The sequence below is a fragment of the Brevibacillus parabrevis genome (assembly GCF_003710905.1).
In the GTDB taxonomy this organism is placed as follows: domain Bacteria; phylum Bacillota; class Bacilli; order Brevibacillales; family Brevibacillaceae; genus Brevibacillus; species Brevibacillus parabrevis.
The window spans coordinates 281127-298899 of record NZ_RHHV01000005.1 but is presented as its reverse complement, the minus strand read 5'-3'; the positions used below and the strand labels follow the sequence as shown (position 1 = coordinate 298899).

Below are 17773 nucleotides of genomic sequence, written 5' to 3'. Positions count from 1 at the left end.
ACTTTTTTTATTCCGTGGCAACTATTTCTTTACATTAAATTTTAACTAGGTAATAAAAAAACCAACATGCCCGTCAAGCTCAAGGCAGTGTTGGTTCCGTGATGGTTTCCGGGCTGGCTGGCCCTTCTTCCGGTGTGTTCTGGCGCACGCTTGGAACATGTCGAGGCTCGTATTCAATCTCGGGAAACGAATGCACGGTCACATACATCGCTCCGTTTCCTGCGATAGCCCTGAGCATGATCGGGTAGGCGTATTTGTTCTGAAACACAAAATCCGGCCCGTACCAGCTCACGGTCGCATCCCGGCCAGGCGGGACGTAGGCGACGTTTCTGCTATGGGAATAGCGCTGCATGATATGCAATCCAGCCTTGTCCACGGCGTTGAACAAAGTCGAGGATACTTGGCAAATCCCGCCGCCAATTCCCTCCGACAGCTCTCCCCTGACGATGATCGGTGCCTGCATGTACCCTTTTTCCTTCGTTCTTTGGCCGACTACTTTATTGAAAGAAAAAATCTCTCCCGGCAAGACGACGTAGTTGTTGATCGCTTGGGAAGCGAGTTTGATGTTGTGAGAGCGGTTTTTGTTCCGCGAATTGAAATAGGTGGCATACTGCCCGATCACTTTTTTCCGGACCTGGCTGATGAGAGCCTTGTCCACTTTTGGATGGACTTCCTGGAAGGAAACTTGTAGAGTCGAAGCGCCCTCGCCGTAGTAATACTGGTAAAACTGCTGCAAAAAAGCAGCTTCATCCAGCTTGCGCCCTTTTTTCTCGGCAACGATGGACCCTTGCGCATTAATCGTCGCATTGATCGGCTCCACATACGCCTGTTTGGCGACATCGTCTATTACTTTTTGCAAACGGTAGTCATCTGCCACTGGGACACCGTCAACAGGCAAGGTATAATCCGCTCGGTCCAGGATGGCTACTGTTTTCTCTCCCAACTCGATGTGCAAAAAGTTGGTCGGATCGAGGGGATTGGCTAGCAACAGCAAAGCCAGCGTCAAAGCAAAACCCATCCGGCCGCTCACCTCCTTCTTGTAGTATGAGCAGCCGAACAGGTTTCATTCGGGTCGATATTGGTTTATCCCATCCGCGCCAGCCTGCTCATGATCGCTTGGGCAACCGCTTTGAGCCTGGACTCATCTGCCAGTTCGGCGTACACATTGTTCAACTGATCGCGCAGTTCCTTGGCAGCCAAAAGCGATGCTGTCGCTTCCTTGATTTTTTGCGTGTAGCGCGACTTGATCTCAGCCAGCTCATCGTGATACAGCTCGTCGGTGTCAGGGTCGATCGCCCGTGCGTACATGTCGATCACTTCATCTGTTTCTTTGCTGGGGAAGTATTCGTGTGGAGCCGTGCTGTCAAAAATCGCCACGCTTTTCTCCGGCACGATCACCATGTCCAGGCTGTGCGGGTCAAGTCCGCAGTGGTATACCTCCACATCGAAGCCGCGATTCTCCGCCTCTGTCACCAGCTTTTTCAGCATGGTCGACTTGCCTGATCCCGGTCGGCCTTTGATGAAATAGCGCTTCTGCAGCGAATCGGTCAGCTTCATGATGTGATCCACCGGACCGTTCGGAGTGGCGGCGCCAAGGTACATTCTGCGCACCTGCGCCCGCTTGTTCTGCTTTTCCTCTCCGAAAAACAGCTCCACGACCTCTTGCGTGACGAGATTGGCTGCCTCCCGGTTCAGGTTCTCGATGTAGGGGGCTTCCCATTCATCGTGGATGCGCAGCGCCTCCCCGAATGCCTGATAAGCTTCCTCGCTCTTTTGGAAAATCTCTTCGTACCACGCCGCGATATGCCTTTTGTACAAAGCCAGCTGATCGGTATCGAGCGCCGACTGCAAGTTGACGTGAATCTCGGTAACGCCGGGCGCAGCCGGTCTCCAGATGCGGGGATAGCTGCCGTCCATAATCGCTACCCGCCATTCGTGAAAGACAACACCGTCGTACTGCCCGTTCACGAACGGTGAATGAATCCACTCCACCTGATCGGTCTTGCGAGACATCTCCTTGCCAATCGTCTCGATGAGCGGCGATGTAACCCCCTCCACCACTCCTGACAGGATGTATACGCGCTCCATGCCTTGCAGGACCGAGTCGTAAAATGTTTTGTATCCTCGCGCCGTGTTGCCCGCAGCGTATATGTGACGCACTTTTTTAGCCATGCACATTCCCTCCAGTCACTCACTGATCGAAAATGGATCGGATCGATGTATTGTATGCAGCGAGGAGGAAATGGGCATCTGTCACGACAGGAAAAAGGAAAAAAGCCGCTGCAAGCGCGAAAGGCTCACAGCGACTTTTATTCCGTATCCAGAGCGCCCGCTGGCAAAAGCTTTGAGCGTCCTCGATCCTATTTGTTCAAGTCCGTCATTTTGCCTGTGGACATGTAGATGATCCACTCGCAAATGTTCGTGACGTGATCGGCAATCCGTTCCAAATATTGCGCCACCAGGAGCAGATGCGTGCCTTGGGAAATCGCATTGCCATTTTTCATCATGACCTCGATCAGATCACGGAAGATCGTGGCGAACAGCTTATCGACAATATCGTCTCGCGCAGCGATCTCTTCTGCCGCTTCTTTGTTGCGAGCGATATAGGCATTCAGGCAATCCCTCACCATCGCTTTCACATGATCCGCCATCAACGGAATATCGATCAGCGGCTTGACGTATGGCTCCGCCATCAGGCGACGTGTCGTCTTGGAGATGGACACGGCATGATCGCCCATTCTCTCCAGATCAGTCACCAGCTTCAGCATGGTTCCCAGGCGGCGAAGATCGCTCCCGACAGGCTGCTGCAAGGCGATCAGGCGGAAGCATTCGCTCTGTATTTCCTGCTCCAGCTCATTGATAACCGGATCGGCCGCAATCACTTGTTCCGCCAGATGGACATCCCGTTCTACCAAACTTTTAATCGATTTATGAATCGCTTCCTCAACCAATGTTCCCATGGACATGAGTTTGCGATGCAGTACATCCAGCTGCTCTTCGAAAGCGTGCCGCGACATGTTCCTCGTCCCCCTTCATTTGTCTGACACGACAAATAGTACAAGGGGATTGTAGTCTGCGGGTAAAGCTACTATTTTGTTTGTGTAAATATTTCAGGTGAGCGGCAAGATGACTGTGAAGGTGGAGCCTCTTCCTTCCACGCTCTCTACCTTGATCTGGCCGTGCAAGTTTTCGACCAGATGCTTCACGATGGCCAGACCAAGCCCTGTGCCGCCCGAATCGCGGCTGCGAGCCTTATCCACCCGGTAGAACCGTTCGAAAATTCTTGCCAGGTCTTTTTCCGGAATGCCGATCCCTGTATCTGCCACCTGAATGGTAATCTGCTTGTCGTCCGCTTCTGTCCTGATCGTGATCTCGCCCTCTTCCGGCGTGTAGGCGATCGCGTTTGTCATCAGGTTCAGCACGATTTGCTGGAGGCAATCTTTGTCCGTCATCAGCCAAATGTCCGGCTGGCTCTCCGGCAGCGCCACTTTCAGCTGCTTTCTTTGCGCCTGATCGTGCATGATCGCGGCCGCAGAACGGATCAGCTCCTGTACGTGCACGTGGCTGAGATGCAGCGGGATGCGCTTCTGCTCGATTTTGGACAAATCGAGAATGTCGCGGATCATCCGGTACAACCGTTCACTTTCATCGGAAATGATTTGCAGGAAGTTGCGGCATGTCTCCTCATCCTGCATCGCGCCTTCCAACAGCGTCTCGGTAAACCCTTTGATCGACGTAATCGGCGTGCGCAGCTCGTGCGACACGTTGGCGACAAAGTCGCTGCGCATCTTTTCCAGACGGCGGATTTCCGTGATGTCATGCAGGACGACGACTACACCTCGCGACTCGCCCTTGAAATTGATGTACGGGGCAAAATTGACGTCGAGCACGCGTTCCTGCGGGTAGTAAATGTGAACCTCCTGCCGAAACTTCTCGCTCTTGTCCAGGCATCTGTCGATGTACTGGGACAGTCCAAAGCTTTTGCCTGCCTCGATGTGCAGCTTGCCTACCAGCTCATGCCCAGCCGTCCCGAGAAGCTTCTCGACCGCAGGGTTGACGAGCATGATTCTGCGCTGCTCCGATATGAAGATCACACCGCTCGTCATGTTGGTCAAAACCCCGGCGAGCCTCTGCTGGTTCTCGGAGATTTCGTACATTTGCTGCTCCAAGCTGGAAGCCATGAAGTTAATCGCCCCGGCGAGCTGACCGATCTCGTCCTTGGCCTTGATCCGTACCCGGCTCTCGTACTGACGCTGGGTAATGTTGCGGGCTACCCTGGTGATTTCCTCAATCGGACGGATGATGGAAAAAGAAATGCGTGAGACCACAATGGAGCCGACCACCAGTGTGACCAAAAGCCCTGTAAGCAAGCTGTACCACATGTTGTGAATCGTGTCCGTAATGTCTTTCATCGACATGGCGGAGCGAACAGCCCCGACAATGTTTGTGCCTTGCTCGACTGGCACCGCCACGTACATCATGTCATAGCCGAGCGTCTCGCTGAATCGGCGGGAAATGCCTGTTTCGCCCCGCAGCGCAGCCTTCATCTCCGGCCTGTCGTGATGATTTTCCATCTCCTCTACATGGGAGGAGTTGTCGTACAGCACCTGACCTTCGCGGTTGATGATCGTCAGGCGGACTTCGTCGGAAGGAGCCACTTGCTTGACGCGATCCGCCAGCGTAACCTGATTGTCAAAAACCGTCGGGAAGCGAACAGCCTGGGCAACAAGCTTGGACTCGCGGGATAAAAGCTCATGCAAAGATTGCAGGTAAGAGTTCTCCAGTACCTTCGCAAAGTACATTCCCATCAAAAGGAGAACCAATGAGATTAATCCCAAGATAGTGAAGGTGAGTTTGATACGAAAGCGAGTCAAGGTCGTGCCTCCTGTTATCCTTCCAGTTTGTATCCCAAGCCGCGGACTGTTTTAATGTAGCGCGGATTTTTCGTGTCTTCCTCCAGTTTTTCTCTCAGGTGGCTCACATGTACGTCCACAATCCGCGAGTCGCCGATGAAATCGTAGTTCCAGACGGCATTCAGCAGTTGATCGCGCGTCAGGACACGTCCCTGGTGGCTGGCCAAGTAGTTGAGCAGCTCAAATTCTTTCGGAGTCAGCTCGATTTTGGCGTCTTTGCAAAACACTTCATATTTTTCCGGATAGATGCGGATGTCGCCAAACTGAAGCACGACGTCTTCAGGAGCAGTAGCCGCTTCCGGTGTCGATTGGATTCGTCGCAAAATGGCTTTGACGCGTGCCACTACCTCTCTCGGGCTGAATGGCTTGGTCAAGTAGTCGTCAGCCCCAAGCTCCAGGCCGAGAATCTTGTCCAGTTCGTCATCTTTTGCGGTCAGCATGAGAATCGGTGTATTGATGCGTTCCTGCCGCAATGTTTTACAGACATCCATGCCGTCCATTTTTGGCAGCATCAAGTCGAGAATGATAAAGTCAGGCTGCTCGCTTTTCACCATATCCAATGCCTGTCTGCCATCAAATGCAGTAACGACCTGAAATCCCGATTTTTCCAGATTGAATTGCAGCAGCTTCACGATAGAAGCTTCGTCATCCACTACCAAAACCTTGATCATTTTGTCCGTTTCCCCCTACCAATGCGATGCTACAGATTGAATGTTGCAGACCTTCGTCCTCTGATTTGTTTCTTCTCTCTACACTACTCAGTCTGCCAATGCTGAAACCGGAAGACAAGTAATTTTTTTGTAAAGGTGTTTAGCGACAGGCTACTCTGGGCATGAAATTTGCTTTGGACTGTAGTATTCCTCGAAATCGGCTTTGGCATGAAAAAAGACGCCCTTCACGAAGAAAGGCGTCTTTCGTATTCCGATCAGACAAACTATTTCAATACAGCCATGACATTGCGCACCGAGTCGGCCGATTTGTCGAGCGCGGCTTTTTCTTCTGCGGTGAGTTCCAGCTCGATGACTTTCTCGATTCCGTTTGCACCCAGAAGGGTCGGAACGCCGAGGTAAATATCTTGATAGCCGTACTCGCCTTGCAAAAGCGCAATGGATGGAAGGATACGTCGTTTATCCTTGATGATCGCTTCCGCCATCTGTACGAGAGCGGCAGCCGGCGCATAGTAAGCGGAGCCGTTGCCAAGCAAGTTGACGATCTCGCCGCCGCCTTTGCGGGTGCGTTCGACGATGGCGTCCAGACGGTCTTTCGGGATCAACGTTTCCAGTGGAATGCCACCCGCATACGAGTAGCGAACCAGCGGAACCATGTCGTCGCCGTGACCACCGAGCACGAAGCCTGTCACGTCCTCAACAGAAACGTTCAGCTCCATGGCCACGAAGGTACGGAAACGCGCCGTATCCAGCACGCCGGACTGCCCGATGACACGCTCTTTCGGGAAGCCGGACGTTTTAAAGAAAGTGTAAGTCATTGCATCAACGGGGTTGGAAAGGACGAGCACGATCGAGTTGGGAGCATATGTCTTCACTTGCTCCGCAACCGACTTCATGATGCTTGCATTGGTGTTTACAAGGTCATCGCGGGACATGCCTGGCTTGCGGGCAATACCTGCGGTGATGATCACCAGATCAGCGCCTTGAATATCCTCGTAGCTTGCAGTACCTGTAATCTGGGCGTCGAAGCCAAGCACAGGGGAAGACTCCATCATATCCAGCGCTTTCCCTTTTGTCGGGTTCTCCAGTTGCGGAATGTCAACCAAAACTACGTCGCCTAATTCTTTTTGCCCCAAAATAAATGCTGTGGTTGCACCAGTGAAGCCACTACCGATAACAGCGATTTTTTTACGGTTGAATGCCATGACTTAACTCCCCTCCAAACTGTAAGTGTAAATAGTTGCCAAACTATCTCTATCTTACATGTTTTGAATCAGCGCGTCAGCAAACTCGGAGCATTTCAGTTCAGTTGCGCCATCCATCAGACGAGCGAAATCGTACGTTACTGTTTTCGCGGAGATGGTTTTTTCCATGGAGTTGATGATCAGATCAGCTGCTTCGTTCCAGCCCAGGTGACGCAGCATCATTTCTCCGGACAGGATCACGGAGGATGGGTTCACTTTGTCCAGACCAGCGTATTTAGGAGCTGTACCGTGTGTTGCTTCGAAGATCGCATGACCAGTCAGGTAGTTGATGTTCGCTCCCGGAGCGATACCGATACCGCCTACTTGTGCAGCCAGAGCGTCGGAGATGTAGTCACCGTTCAGGTTGAGGGTAGCTACTACATCGTACTCAGCCGGACGAGTCAAGATTTGTTGCAGGAACGCGTCAGCAATCACGTCTTTTACGATGATTTTGCCAGCTGCTTCTGCTTCTTTTTGCGCTTTGTCAGCGTCGCCGCCTTCTGCTTTGATGCGGTCGTATTGTGCCCAAGTGAACACTTTGTCGCCGTATTCTGCTTCAGCCACTGCATAGCCCCAGCTTTTGAACGCGCCTTCGGTGAACTTCATGATGTTGCCTTTGTGTACGAGGGTAACGGATTTGCGTTTGTTGTCGATCGCGTAGTTGATCGCTGCGCGAACCAGACGCTCTGTACCGTCTTTGGAAACAGGCTTGATCCCGATACCGGAAGTTTCCGGGAAGCGGATTTTCTTCACGCCCATTTCGTTTTGCAGGAAGTCGATTACTTTTTTCACTTCTGGAGTGCCTTCTGCCCATTCAACACCAGCGTAGATGTCTTCTGTGTTCTCGCGGAAGATCACCATATCTGTCAATTCAGGATGTTTGACAGGGGATGGAACGCCATCGAAGTATTGAACAGGACGCACGCAAGCGTACAGATCCAGCTCTTGACGCAGCGCTACGTTGATGGAGCGGATACCGCCGCCTACTGGTGTAGTCAGAGGACCTTTGATTGCGATCAAGTATTCGCGAACAGCAGTCAGCGTATCTTCTGGCAGCCACTCGTTGTATTGGTTGAACGATTTTTCGCCTGCGAACACTTCGAACCAAGCGATTTTTTTCTCGCCGTTGTACGCTTTTTCTACTGCTGCATCCAGAACGCGAACGGAAGCGTTCCAGATGTCAGGGCCAGTACCGTCACCCTCGATGAAAGGAATGATCGGGTTGTTTGGAACGACCAGTTTGCCGTTATCTACGGTGATTTTTTCACCAGCAGTTGGTTGAGTAAGGTTTTTGAACACAAGAATCCCTCCAGTGTTGAAGATATTGGGTGATTATGAATATTTCCAGACGTAGGAGAACTACCACTTCTTGTGGTAGTTCTCAAGCTTGCACTTAGGGCTGGTCAGCATGGCTGCACATGGCCCTCCACGCTCGAAAATAGCGGGTTTTTAGCGGCGGTCAATCGGTACGTAATGTTGGTTGACCGGACCGATGTAATCCGCGCGAGGACGGATCAGACGATTGTTTTCATACTGTTCCATGATGTGTGCCGTCCAACCGGACATGCGGCTGATGGCAAAGATCGGTGTGAACAGGTCTGTTTCCAGGCCGAGAGAGATGTACACGGATGCGGAGTAGAAGTCAACGTTTGGCTTCAGTCCTTTTTCCGATGTAATCATGTTGTCGATTTTCACGGACATTTCATACAGCTCAGGACGGCCGATTTGCGCCGTCAGCTTTTGAGACATTTGCTTCAGCCATTTCGCACGCGGGTCGCCATCTTTGTAAACGCGGTGTCCGAAGCCCATGATTTTCTCTTTGTTGTCCAGCTTGCTGCGGATGTAGGATTCCACGTTGTCGAGTCCGCCGATTTCCACCAGCATTTTCGCAACCGCTTCATTGGCGCCGCCGTGCAGAGGGCCTTTGAGCGTGCCGATTGCGGACACGATACCGGAGTAGATATCTGTCAGGGTCGCAACGGTTACGCGAGCAGCAAAAGTAGAAGCATTGAACTCATGGTCTGCGTGCAGAACCAGCGCAACATCAAACGCTTTCACAGCTGTTTCTGTTGGCTCTTCGCCAGTCAGCATGTAAAGGAAGTTTTGGGCAATGGTGAAATCTGCACGAGGAGCGATTGGCTCCAATCCTTTGCGCATGCGCTCGTAAGCAGCAATCAGAGTAGGAGTTTGAGCCATCAGACGGATGGATTTGCGATAGTTGGCTTCAGGAGACATATCTTGCGCTTCTGTGTCGTAGAGCGCTAACGAAGAGACAGCTGTGCGCAACGCCGCCATTGGGTGCACGCCTTTTGGGTAATGGCGAATGCTTTCCAGCACTTCTTTTGCTACTGCTGCATTTTCACCCAATTGTTTTTTCAAAGCGTCCAGCTGATCACGCTTCGGTAACGCTCCATGCCAGAGCAAGTATACAACCTCTTCAAAAGTTGCATGTTCTGCTAACTCATCGATGTTGATCCCGCCATAGCAAAGAACCCCATCGACGATCGAACAGATCGATGATTGAGCGGCAACGACGCCTTCAAGTCCACGTGTTGTTGTCATAGAACTCCCTCTCCTTTTCCACTCAAGTAATAGTGCTTATCCAGTCCTTCGCTTGTCCTCGTGACTGATAAACGACCTCTTCTTAAAGAAATTGATAGCAGCGGTTTCTTTCATCCACCACTCTTGTCAGGAAATATATCCACGCAAATCCTTGAGCATGCCAAGGGGGAGAGGCGAGAGAAAAGAATCCACTATAAGTCGACCCAATTATAAAAGATTATTGCGATTTTGTGAATAAGATTGGCGAAAAAATGTTTCAAAGGATGAAACCCAGTTTTGTTTTTTCGCGCGCTTGCTCCATTTGTCCCGATTGCTGCATAATAGTTCCATAAGCATTTGTTGCTGTTTTTTGGCAGAAAGGAGACCTTTTTGAATCAGGAAAACTGGGTGGAGCGCGTCTTTCAGATCATTCGCTTTTTCTGGGTATGCCTGCTTGTTTATGTAGGAATCTGGCTGTTTCAGTTTGCAACACCATTACTGTACCCATTTATAATCGCTTTAGTCATTGCGCTCATGATCCACAGACCCGTCACTTTCATCACGAAAAAGTTCAAAATTCCCCGCTGGCTGTCGGTTACGATCGCCCTGCTTGTACTGATGCTTCTCGCCATCGGCCTGGCTACCCTGGTCGTAACGGAAACGGTCGTAGAGATCGGCGAACTGGCAAAACGGCTGCCGGTGTTTGCCCAAGAGCTGTCCGAGTATTTGCAGCGGACGATTTCCCAAGACTTCTTGCTCGGCATCTACAACCAGGTTCAATGGATTTACGACCAGCTTGATCCGAACTACAAGGACAAAATCAGCAACACGGTCGGCAGCGGCATCACTTCGATCACACACGCCGGACAAAATCTGATTGTCAGCTTCCTGGACGGCTTGAAAAACTTGCTCGTCTCCTTGCCGAACATGGCTACCGTCTCGGTCATCTCCATCATGGGCGCTTTCTTTATTTCAAAAGATTTCTTCCTCTGGGAATCGCGCTTCCGCCGCCTTTTGCCAAGCGGGGTCAACAATCGCCTGGACCAGATTTTCCGCGATCTGCGCGCCGCTTTGTTCGGGTTCATCAAAGCTCAGGTGACGCTTATTTCCCTGACTGCGGCGATCGTGATCATCGGACTGTTGATCATGCGCGTGGAATACGCGATTACGATCGGCCTGATTACCGGATTGGTTGATCTCCTGCCGTATCTCGGCACGGGAACCGTCTTCGTTCCCTGGATCATCTACATGTTTTTCAAAGGCAACTACACCATGGTCATCGGTCTGTCGATTTTGTACGCTGTCGTGCTCATCTTCCGCCAGATCATCGAGCCAAAGGTTGTAGCAGAGAGCGTCGGCCTCGATCCGCTGCTCACGCTGGTCGCCCTGTTCGTCGGGTTGCAGCTGTTCGGGTTCCTCGGACTGATCATCGGCCCCGTCTCCCTCGTGTTGATCAACGCCCTGGTCAAAGCCAATGTGTTCGTCGACATCTGGATGTACATCAAGGGAAAACGCATCTAAAGAAAAAACCGCTTGCGAGCTGCCTGCTGGCGCAAAGCTCGAAGCGGTTCTTTTTTTGCCATAACCTGTCTGTCTTCTACCTAGCGACTTAGCGACGGAACAAAAAGCGAATCCGTCCCGAAGAAATCAAATACCACAGCCATTGCTTCAGCAAGTGCCGCAGCATCATCCGGGTGTAGGGGATGAGAAAAATCAAACCGATCACATCCGACACAAACCCTGGGAGCAAGAGCAAAATGCCGCCAACCAAGATCAGCACACCGTCGATGATCGTCTCTGTCGGCATCTGCCCGCGAGACAGTTGGAACTGAAGCGTGCGAAACACTTGAACCCCTTGTTGCTTCGCGAGCCAAGCGCCCAACAGCCCCGTAACAATGACCAGCAAAACGGTGTTCCATCCGCCGATCAGCGAGCCTACTGTAATCAATCCCCACAGCTCCAGACCAAATCCGATCACAAACAGGATCACGAGAAAGCGCAACATGCTATTCCCCTCCTTTGTGCTGGGCATCCAGCCAAGCGTAAACTTCCGGCTCCGTTTTGGCCAGGCGTATCGGTCTAAGCTCGCTGTTCGTGAAGACGTGCATCGTCTCCCCCGACACAAGCAGCTCCTGATCCGACACGCGAATAACTTCGTAAGCAAACGTCAGGCGAACGGCAGTCAGTTCTTTGACCCGCGTCCTGATCTCCACCATATCATCGTAACGAGCAGGCTTTTTGTAAGAAATGGCGGCATCCGTAACCGGCAAAAGCACGCCTCTTTCCTCCAGCTCGCGATAGGTGAGTCCCGCTTGGCGGATCAACTCTGTTCGCCCCACCTCAAACCAGTTCAAGTAATTCGTATGGTAGACCACACCCATCTGATCGGTTTCGCCGTAGCGCACTCGCAATTGATGAGTATGAATAATTGGACTCACAAACCATCGCCCCTTTCTCTCTAAGGCTATTGTACCATAGACAAACTGCGCTTGCGGTTGACGATGGTATGGCATTTTTTCATTCGGTCAATACTCGAAGAAAAGACTGCCTAAATCAGGAAAGTAGGAAAAAAGGGAATGTGGGGAGCAGCGTTTGTTTTGGTCACAGCGGCCATCATCGCCTGGTTTGAAGTCCCGAAGCTTGTTCGAAGACGCTATCATCGGGAGCTCGTCGTGTTTTCCCTCTTGCTTCTGCTAGGCGCCATTACAGGAACGCTCAAGATATTGGACGTACCTGTCCCCAATCCGGGCGACTGGGTGAAAGTCATCTTGAGTCCCTTCGGAGAATTTTTGCAGAAACTGTTCGAATAGGAGGACGTCAGGTGCTGTCCACAGTCAAAATCTCGAATCGGCAAATGACGATCATTACTTGCCTATTCAGCATCGGCACGACGATTCTGGTCGCCCCTTCCACTCTGGCTGCGAACGCACAACAGGACGCCTGGATTTGCGCCCTCTTGGGAAATGCAGTCGGCTTGGGCCTGGCCTGGCTGTACATCTCCGTCGGCTTGTTTTATCCAAAAAACAACCTGCTGGAAATAAACGAACGGATCTTGGGCAAATGGCTCGGCTGGCTTGCTTCGTGCTTCTTTCTGTTCACCATGCTGCTCTCCTCCGCTCAGGTGCTTTTTTACATCGGCAATTTTTTAAAGACAAACATGTTCCCGGAGACGCCCATCATCGCGCTGCACATTCTTTTTTTGCTCGTCGTCATGCTCGCTGCCCACCTGGGACTGGAGACGTTTGCGCGAAGCATCGAGTTGTTTGTGCCGCTTTTGCTCTTGTTGTTTTTCTCCCTGATCTTTTTTCTTTTTCCGAGCATGGAGATCGAAAATATCCAGCCGATTCTGGAAGCGGACGGGAAAAGCCTCGTAAAAGGAACCTTGACGTTTGCCAGTATGACGTATTTGACACTTCCCACCTTGCTCGTCTTTTTTCCCGTTTGCCTCACTGATCCCCGCTCCGCGCGCAAATATTTTATTGCCGGAGGGCTGATTGCCGGTTTGAAATTATCCATGGTCATCCTGGTCAGCATTTTGGTACTGGGGCCGGATGGCTCGATCCTTTACGCCTACCCCAGCTATACGCTGGCCCAGCGGATCAGTATTGGAAATTTTTTGCAGAGGGTGGAGGCGATCGTCGCCATCCTCTGGTTCTTTACCATTTTTGTCAAACTGAGCATGTACTTTTACGCCGGATTAATCAGCATGACCCACGTGTTTCGGCTCCGCACCTACAAACCGTTGATCATCCCGACCGCTTTCGTCGTAGCCGTTTTTTCGCTGATTGTCTACCCGAACACAGCGTACATGGCAAAATGGGATGTCGATGCCTGGTTTCCCTACAGCCTGATCTTCGGACTGTTTTACCCGCTGCTCCTGCTCGTCGTCGGCCTGATCCGGGCCAAAACAAAACCAGGGAGAGACCCATCGTAACGGTCTCTCCCTGGTTGATGACTGACTGGATTAGCGAATCGGGCAAGCGCCGCCTTCGCAAGATTCTGCGGTCGACAGGTCTGCATCTGTGCCTGTCTCGTATTGCTGCAAAATAGCAGGATCGAACGGCTTCATCGACTGCTTGAGCGCTTCGTACTGCTCTTTGCTGCATTCCTCGTACGGAGCCAACTGGTAGTTTCCGCCATCGAGCTGCAAGAAAGACACGCCGACAAAATTGTCCCAGTTTGCATAGACGATCTCTTCCACTTCGTTCCATTCTTCCTTGCGAACGGTAATCGTATTAGAAGAATTGTGCTCGGTGTACTCCTTTTGGAAACGGAAGTACGTATCGAATTGGCGCTTGGCGCTCACTTCGTTTTTCGTTTCCTGCGCACCCGACGCTACCGGGAAGTCAATCACGAGCGTGCGGGCATTCGCCATGCGCTCCTCGTGCGTCTCCCCTTGTGTGCCGACCTCCGGGTGAACTGTCCAGCCGAGAGCTTGTACCGCTTTTGCCAACGGGTCTTGCGCGTTGATGCGAATGCGGCGGATGTAGTACGGCGAGTGCGACCAGTGCAAGCCGCTGGAAACCCCGCCAGCCACCTGTGACAGCGTTCCTTCCGGCTTCACTGTCGTGACCAGCAGCGGCGAATTGACGCGCAGCTCGTACGCATAGCGGTTCGCTTCGTCGCGGGCAGCATTTCCGAGCTGACGCAGCAGTTCAAGCTCCTGCTCCTCCGTATAGCCGAGAGACGCGAGCGCATCTTTCAAGCCAGTCAGCGACGTTCCTAGCAAACGGTCGCGCTGTTGCACCGTATCCCAATGTGGCAGCTCCAGTGTAACGAGCGTCATCCGCAGTCCTGCACGGGCAGATTTGCGTTGCGCATCCAAAAGTCCATCCAGATCCAAATACTTGGAGCCGTCTTCGTTCTCACGCACAAACTGAACGAGATTGACCGTAGTCAAGTTGCAAACGCCATATGAATCAAGCAAAATTTCCGCACAAGGATTCAAGCCCTCCGCATTTGGACGACGGCGATTGGCTTCTTCCAAGTTGATAAAGCCAGGCTCGCCTTCCAGTTGCATCAAGGTGAACACGAGATGCAAAAACTCTCTAGACGGTTGTTTCGTAAAGGCGATGGAGTTGTTGGACATGCGGCGGTGATCCAGGCCGAATCGTCCGTCCCCTACCTTTTCAATGCTGTCAAACCATACAGGCTTGTGCTCGCCCAAAAGTTCGCCGACGCGGCGGTGATGCGCCAACTGCTCTTCCGTCCAGAAGCCGTTGATGCCGTATTTCGCCAGCATGCACTCGTAGTCGTCGTGATCGAACAGGAAAATTTCCGCTGTGCGGCGCACGCCCCCAACTACGACGTTTGCTCCGATCAGATTGCCAATGTCGAGAATATGTACGGGGCGAATCTTGCCGTACCCTTTTTCGTCACTTTCAATCGGGGCCAGATGCTCGTCGATCTGGTTTTTCAGCACTTTGTCGATGCCTTCAAACATCTCGCGAAGCGGCTCATGTCCGCTTGCTGTACCGCCAAAACGCTTCAGTCGCTCTCCTTTTGGACGCACGCTGTTGTAGGAGATTTTCACTGTATGAATATGCTCGTAGGAACCGTCGGTCAAAATTTGCAGGTACAAGCGCAGCGACTCTACCCAGCCCTCTTTGCTGTCTCCCACGTAAATTTTGGCGAAACCGTTATCCAGCACATTCAGCTCGGAACGCTCCAGTCGCTGATGCTTGGGCAATGGGCGGTACTCGGAAGAAAGCAAGGCCACGTTGGTCCGGATCGGACCGAGTCCTGCTGCCATCGCTTTCGTGCATTTGAAGCCGACACCTGTTCCTACCAGCAGCAGGTAGAACAAATCGCCAAGGTCGTCCCACGATTTGATGTTCAGGAAAGAGCAGTTGAAGTTGGCCAGCGGGTACAAATCGGCCACGCCGTTTTCAGCTCCGCCCACCCACAGCGTCCGGCCGGACAAAAACTGACGCAGGTTGAACATGTTGTCAAACAGACCTTCCGCTTCTGCTTCCATCGCACGCTCATCCGGGTACAGGCCGATTTTTTGCAAATGTTGATACGCAAGCTTCATATTGTAATCCACCGAACGGCGGCATGTTTCTTTCCATGTTTCCCGTCTGCCTTTTTCCGGGATAAAACGAGAATAAGTCCGATAGTACACAAATTGTCCCAGAGGATTCATATGATCGGGAAAGTCTTTGTATTGTGCTAAAAATTCATCCCTCAAGAAAGCGGTGCGGGATACAGTTTCGGTCGCCAGCATAACGTTCCTCCTTCGAATAGTTCCTCTCTAGTTAACTATCTTTATGGGAAAAACTCAATAGTTTTATCTATATCTTGTACGCAATAAAATTCGACAACACTATATGTTGTGTTTTGCTTAAAAATAGTTCTTGACATCGCTCATCCTGCAACGGGAAGCGATTTTCGGTGTTTTCGCTCCTTGCAAACAGGCCATTACAGTGAAAACTCAACACTTTCCCGGCGCTTGCTCAGACGAACACCTGATCGATTTTATCAGATTCCCTCCCCGTTTGCACCACCTAAAAAACACCGTATTCTGGAAAATGCTATCAGCGAAAATCGCGTTGCCACCAGTCTGCCCAATGCAAAAAGGGGTGACAAGATGCCACCCCCAAAAAGTGCTTTTGCTATAAAAATGAGTCTGATGACCTACAGAACCCGCGTCTGCCCTGAATAAATATGCCCACGCTCGGAGTCAACCGTAACGATTTGGCCTTCCTTCAGCAAGTCGGTGGCAAACTGCACGCCTACGATCACTGGGACGCCCAAATTGAGCCCGACGATCGCTGCATGGGATGTCAGCCCGCCCTCTTCGCAAATGACCGCTCCTGCCTTGCTGAACGCTTCAATCATGTCCGAGTCCGTTCCGATCGTCACCAGGATCACGCCGTCTTCTACTTTTTGCAGCGCTTCTTCTGCCGAACGGGCGATGACGACTTTGCTCGTCACGACTTTGCGACCGATGCCTTGGCCTTTTGCCACGACATCGCCGATCACGTGAATCTTCATGAGGTTGGTTGTCCCTACTTCACGCACAGGCACACCCGCGGTAATGACTACGAGGTCGCCGTGACGCACGAAGCCTGCGTCGATTGCTTCCTGGACAGACATCTCCAGCATCTCATCGGTTGTGTTTGCCAGCACGCCTTTGACCGGATATACGCCGTTTACGAGCGCCAGTCGGCGAATGACAGCTTCGTGCGGTGTGACCGCTACGATGGGAGCTTTCGGACGGAATTTGGATACCATGCGCGCTGTATGTCCGCTCTCTGTCGCCGTAATGATCGCTGTCGCATCGAGATCGAGCGCTGCATTGGAGACAGCCTGGCTAATCGCATCGGTAATCGTCACTTGCTTGAGCTGCGCTTGCGCATACAAAATCTCACGGTAGTTAAGCTCTTGCTCTGCTCGTACCGCGATGCGGTCCATCGTTTCGACCGATTCTACCGGATATTTGCCCGCAGCCGTCTCACCGGACAGCATGATCGCGTCTGTGCCGTCAAAAATCGCATTGGCTACGTCGCTTGCTTCTGCGCGAGTAGGACGAGGGTTGCGCTGCATGGAATCGAGCATTTGCGTCGCCGTGATGACAGGTTTGGCCAGCTCGTTGCATTTTTTGATCAGCTTTTTCTGGACGAGCGGCACTTCCTCAGCAGGTATTTCCACGCCGAGGTCGCCACGCGCTACCATGATGCCGTCTGTTACGACGAGGATTTCATCGACATTGTCGACGCCTTCCTGGTTTTCGATCTTCGCGATGATGTCAATGCGCACGTTGTGGCGCTCCAAAATTTGGCGGATTTCGAGAATGTCGCTCGCCTTGCGGACAAAAGAAGCCGCAATGAAATCGACTTGCTGCGCAATCCCGAACTCGATATCTTGTGCGTCCTTTTCCGTAATTCCCGGCAAATTGATTTTGACGCCTGGCACGTTGACGCCTTTTTTGCTTTTCAGCGTTCCGCCGTTTTTGATTTGGCAAACGATCTCGTTGCCTTGCACTTCCAGAACCGTCAGCCCGATCAGGCCGTCATCAATCAAAATCGTGTCGCCCGGATTGACATCCTGAGGCAGTTCCGAATAAGTGATCGAAACTTTCTCTGCCGTTCCTGCCAGTTCTTCTGTCGTCAAAATCAGCGTCTTGCCTTCTTCCAGCTCGACCGAATCTGTAGCAAGCGTGCCTGTGCGGATTTCCGGCCCTTTTGTATCCAAAAGAATCGCCACCGGCTTGCCTGTCTCTTCGGACGCACGACGAATGTTCACGATCCGCGCTGCGTGCTCTTCATGGCTTCCGTGGGAAAAGTTCAGACGGGCTACGTTCATCCCCGCATGAATCAGCTTTTTCAACGTTTCAACGGACTCACTCGCCGGTCCGATTGTACACACGATTTTTGCTTTCCTTAACATAGGAATTATGCCTCCT

At 51.9% G+C, this 17773-nt stretch carries 15 protein-coding genes; 3 read left to right on the top strand and 12 right to left on the bottom strand.

The annotated features are described in order from the left end of the window. Positions 1–79: 79 nt before the first annotated feature. The 8 genes from EDM60_RS04745 to citZ all read right to left on the bottom strand — a co-directional run bounded on the left by EDM60_RS04745 (position 80) and on the right by citZ (position 9387). Entirely contained in the window at positions 80–1018 is a 939-nt protein-coding gene (locus tag EDM60_RS04745; protein WP_122962920.1) for a VanW family protein, read from the bottom strand. Between the two features lie 65 nt (positions 1019–1083). Beyond that, positions 1084–2172 (bottom strand): PRK06851 family protein, encoded by a 1089-nt coding sequence (locus EDM60_RS04740; RefSeq protein WP_122962919.1) that lies wholly within the window; start codon positions 2170–2172, stop codon positions 1084–1086. A gap of 188 nt (positions 2173–2360) precedes the next feature. Next, the gene (gene phoU / locus EDM60_RS04735; protein ID WP_122962918.1) at positions 2361–3017 is read right to left on the bottom strand and encodes a phosphate signaling complex protein PhoU; all 657 of its coding nucleotides are present in this window, start codon (positions 3015–3017) and stop codon (positions 2361–2363) included. 93 nt (positions 3018–3110) lie between these two features. After that, positions 3111–4874: a two-component system histidine kinase PnpS gene (pnpS, locus tag EDM60_RS04730; RefSeq protein WP_122962917.1), complete on the bottom strand. Its 1764-nt coding sequence runs from the start codon at positions 4872–4874 to the stop codon at positions 3111–3113. Between the two features lie 14 nt (positions 4875–4888). Further along, the gene (locus EDM60_RS04725; protein ID WP_122962916.1) at positions 4889–5584 is read right to left on the bottom strand and encodes a response regulator transcription factor; all 696 of its coding nucleotides are present in this window, start codon (positions 5582–5584) and stop codon (positions 4889–4891) included. A gap of 263 nt (positions 5585–5847) precedes the next feature. Continuing rightward, complete coding sequence (gene mdh, locus EDM60_RS04720; RefSeq protein WP_122962915.1) at positions 5848–6786, bottom strand: malate dehydrogenase; 939 nt, start codon at positions 6784–6786, stop codon at positions 5848–5850. Between the two features lie 54 nt (positions 6787–6840). Then, complete coding sequence (gene icd, locus EDM60_RS04715) at positions 6841–8124, bottom strand: NADP-dependent isocitrate dehydrogenase (protein ID WP_122962914.1); 1284 nt, start codon at positions 8122–8124, stop codon at positions 6841–6843. 150 nt (positions 8125–8274) lie between these two features. Then, complete coding sequence (gene citZ, locus EDM60_RS04710) at positions 8275–9387, bottom strand: citrate synthase (RefSeq protein WP_063229179.1); 1113 nt, start codon at positions 9385–9387, stop codon at positions 8275–8277. 369 nt (positions 9388–9756) lie between these two features. Here citZ and ytvI point away from each other — a divergent pair, with 369 nt between their 5' ends. Further along, the gene (gene ytvI / locus EDM60_RS04705; RefSeq protein WP_122962913.1) at positions 9757–10887 is read left to right on the top strand and encodes a sporulation integral membrane protein YtvI; all 1131 of its coding nucleotides are present in this window, start codon (positions 9757–9759) and stop codon (positions 10885–10887) included. An 88-nt stretch (positions 10888–10975) separates the two neighbouring features. Here the strand turns inward: ytvI and EDM60_RS04700 are convergent, their stop codons facing one another. Beyond that, positions 10976–11371, bottom strand: a complete 396-nt coding sequence (locus tag EDM60_RS04700) for an FxsA family protein (RefSeq protein ID WP_122962912.1) — start codon at positions 11369–11371, stop codon at positions 10976–10978. Position 11372: 1 nt separating this feature from the next. Then, positions 11373–11804: an acyl-CoA thioesterase gene (locus EDM60_RS04695; protein ID WP_122962911.1), complete on the bottom strand. Its 432-nt coding sequence runs from the start codon at positions 11802–11804 to the stop codon at positions 11373–11375. Between the two features lie 138 nt (positions 11805–11942). Between EDM60_RS04695 and EDM60_RS04690 the strand changes: the two genes are divergently transcribed. Both EDM60_RS04690 and EDM60_RS04685 read left to right on the top strand, forming a co-directional pair. After that, positions 11943–12176, top strand: coding sequence for a hypothetical protein (locus EDM60_RS04690; protein ID WP_122962910.1), 234 nt, complete (start codon positions 11943–11945; stop codon positions 12174–12176). An 11-nt stretch (positions 12177–12187) separates the two neighbouring features. After that, on the top strand, positions 12188–13300 hold the full coding sequence (locus EDM60_RS04685) for a GerAB/ArcD/ProY family transporter (protein ID WP_122962909.1): 1113 nt from the start codon (positions 12188–12190) through the stop codon (positions 13298–13300). A 30-nt stretch (positions 13301–13330) separates the two neighbouring features. Here EDM60_RS04685 and nrdJ read toward each other — a convergent pair whose 3' ends face one another. Together nrdJ and pyk are read right to left on the bottom strand one after the other, a co-directional pair. Continuing rightward, complete coding sequence (gene nrdJ / locus EDM60_RS04680; RefSeq protein WP_122962908.1) at positions 13331–15592, bottom strand: ribonucleoside-triphosphate reductase, adenosylcobalamin-dependent; 2262 nt, start codon at positions 15590–15592, stop codon at positions 13331–13333. Positions 15593–16002: 410 nt separating this feature from the next. Then, positions 16003–17757 (bottom strand): pyruvate kinase, encoded by a 1755-nt coding sequence (gene pyk, locus EDM60_RS04675; protein ID WP_122962907.1) that lies wholly within the window; start codon positions 17755–17757, stop codon positions 16003–16005. Between the last annotated feature and the right edge of the window lie 16 nt (positions 17758–17773).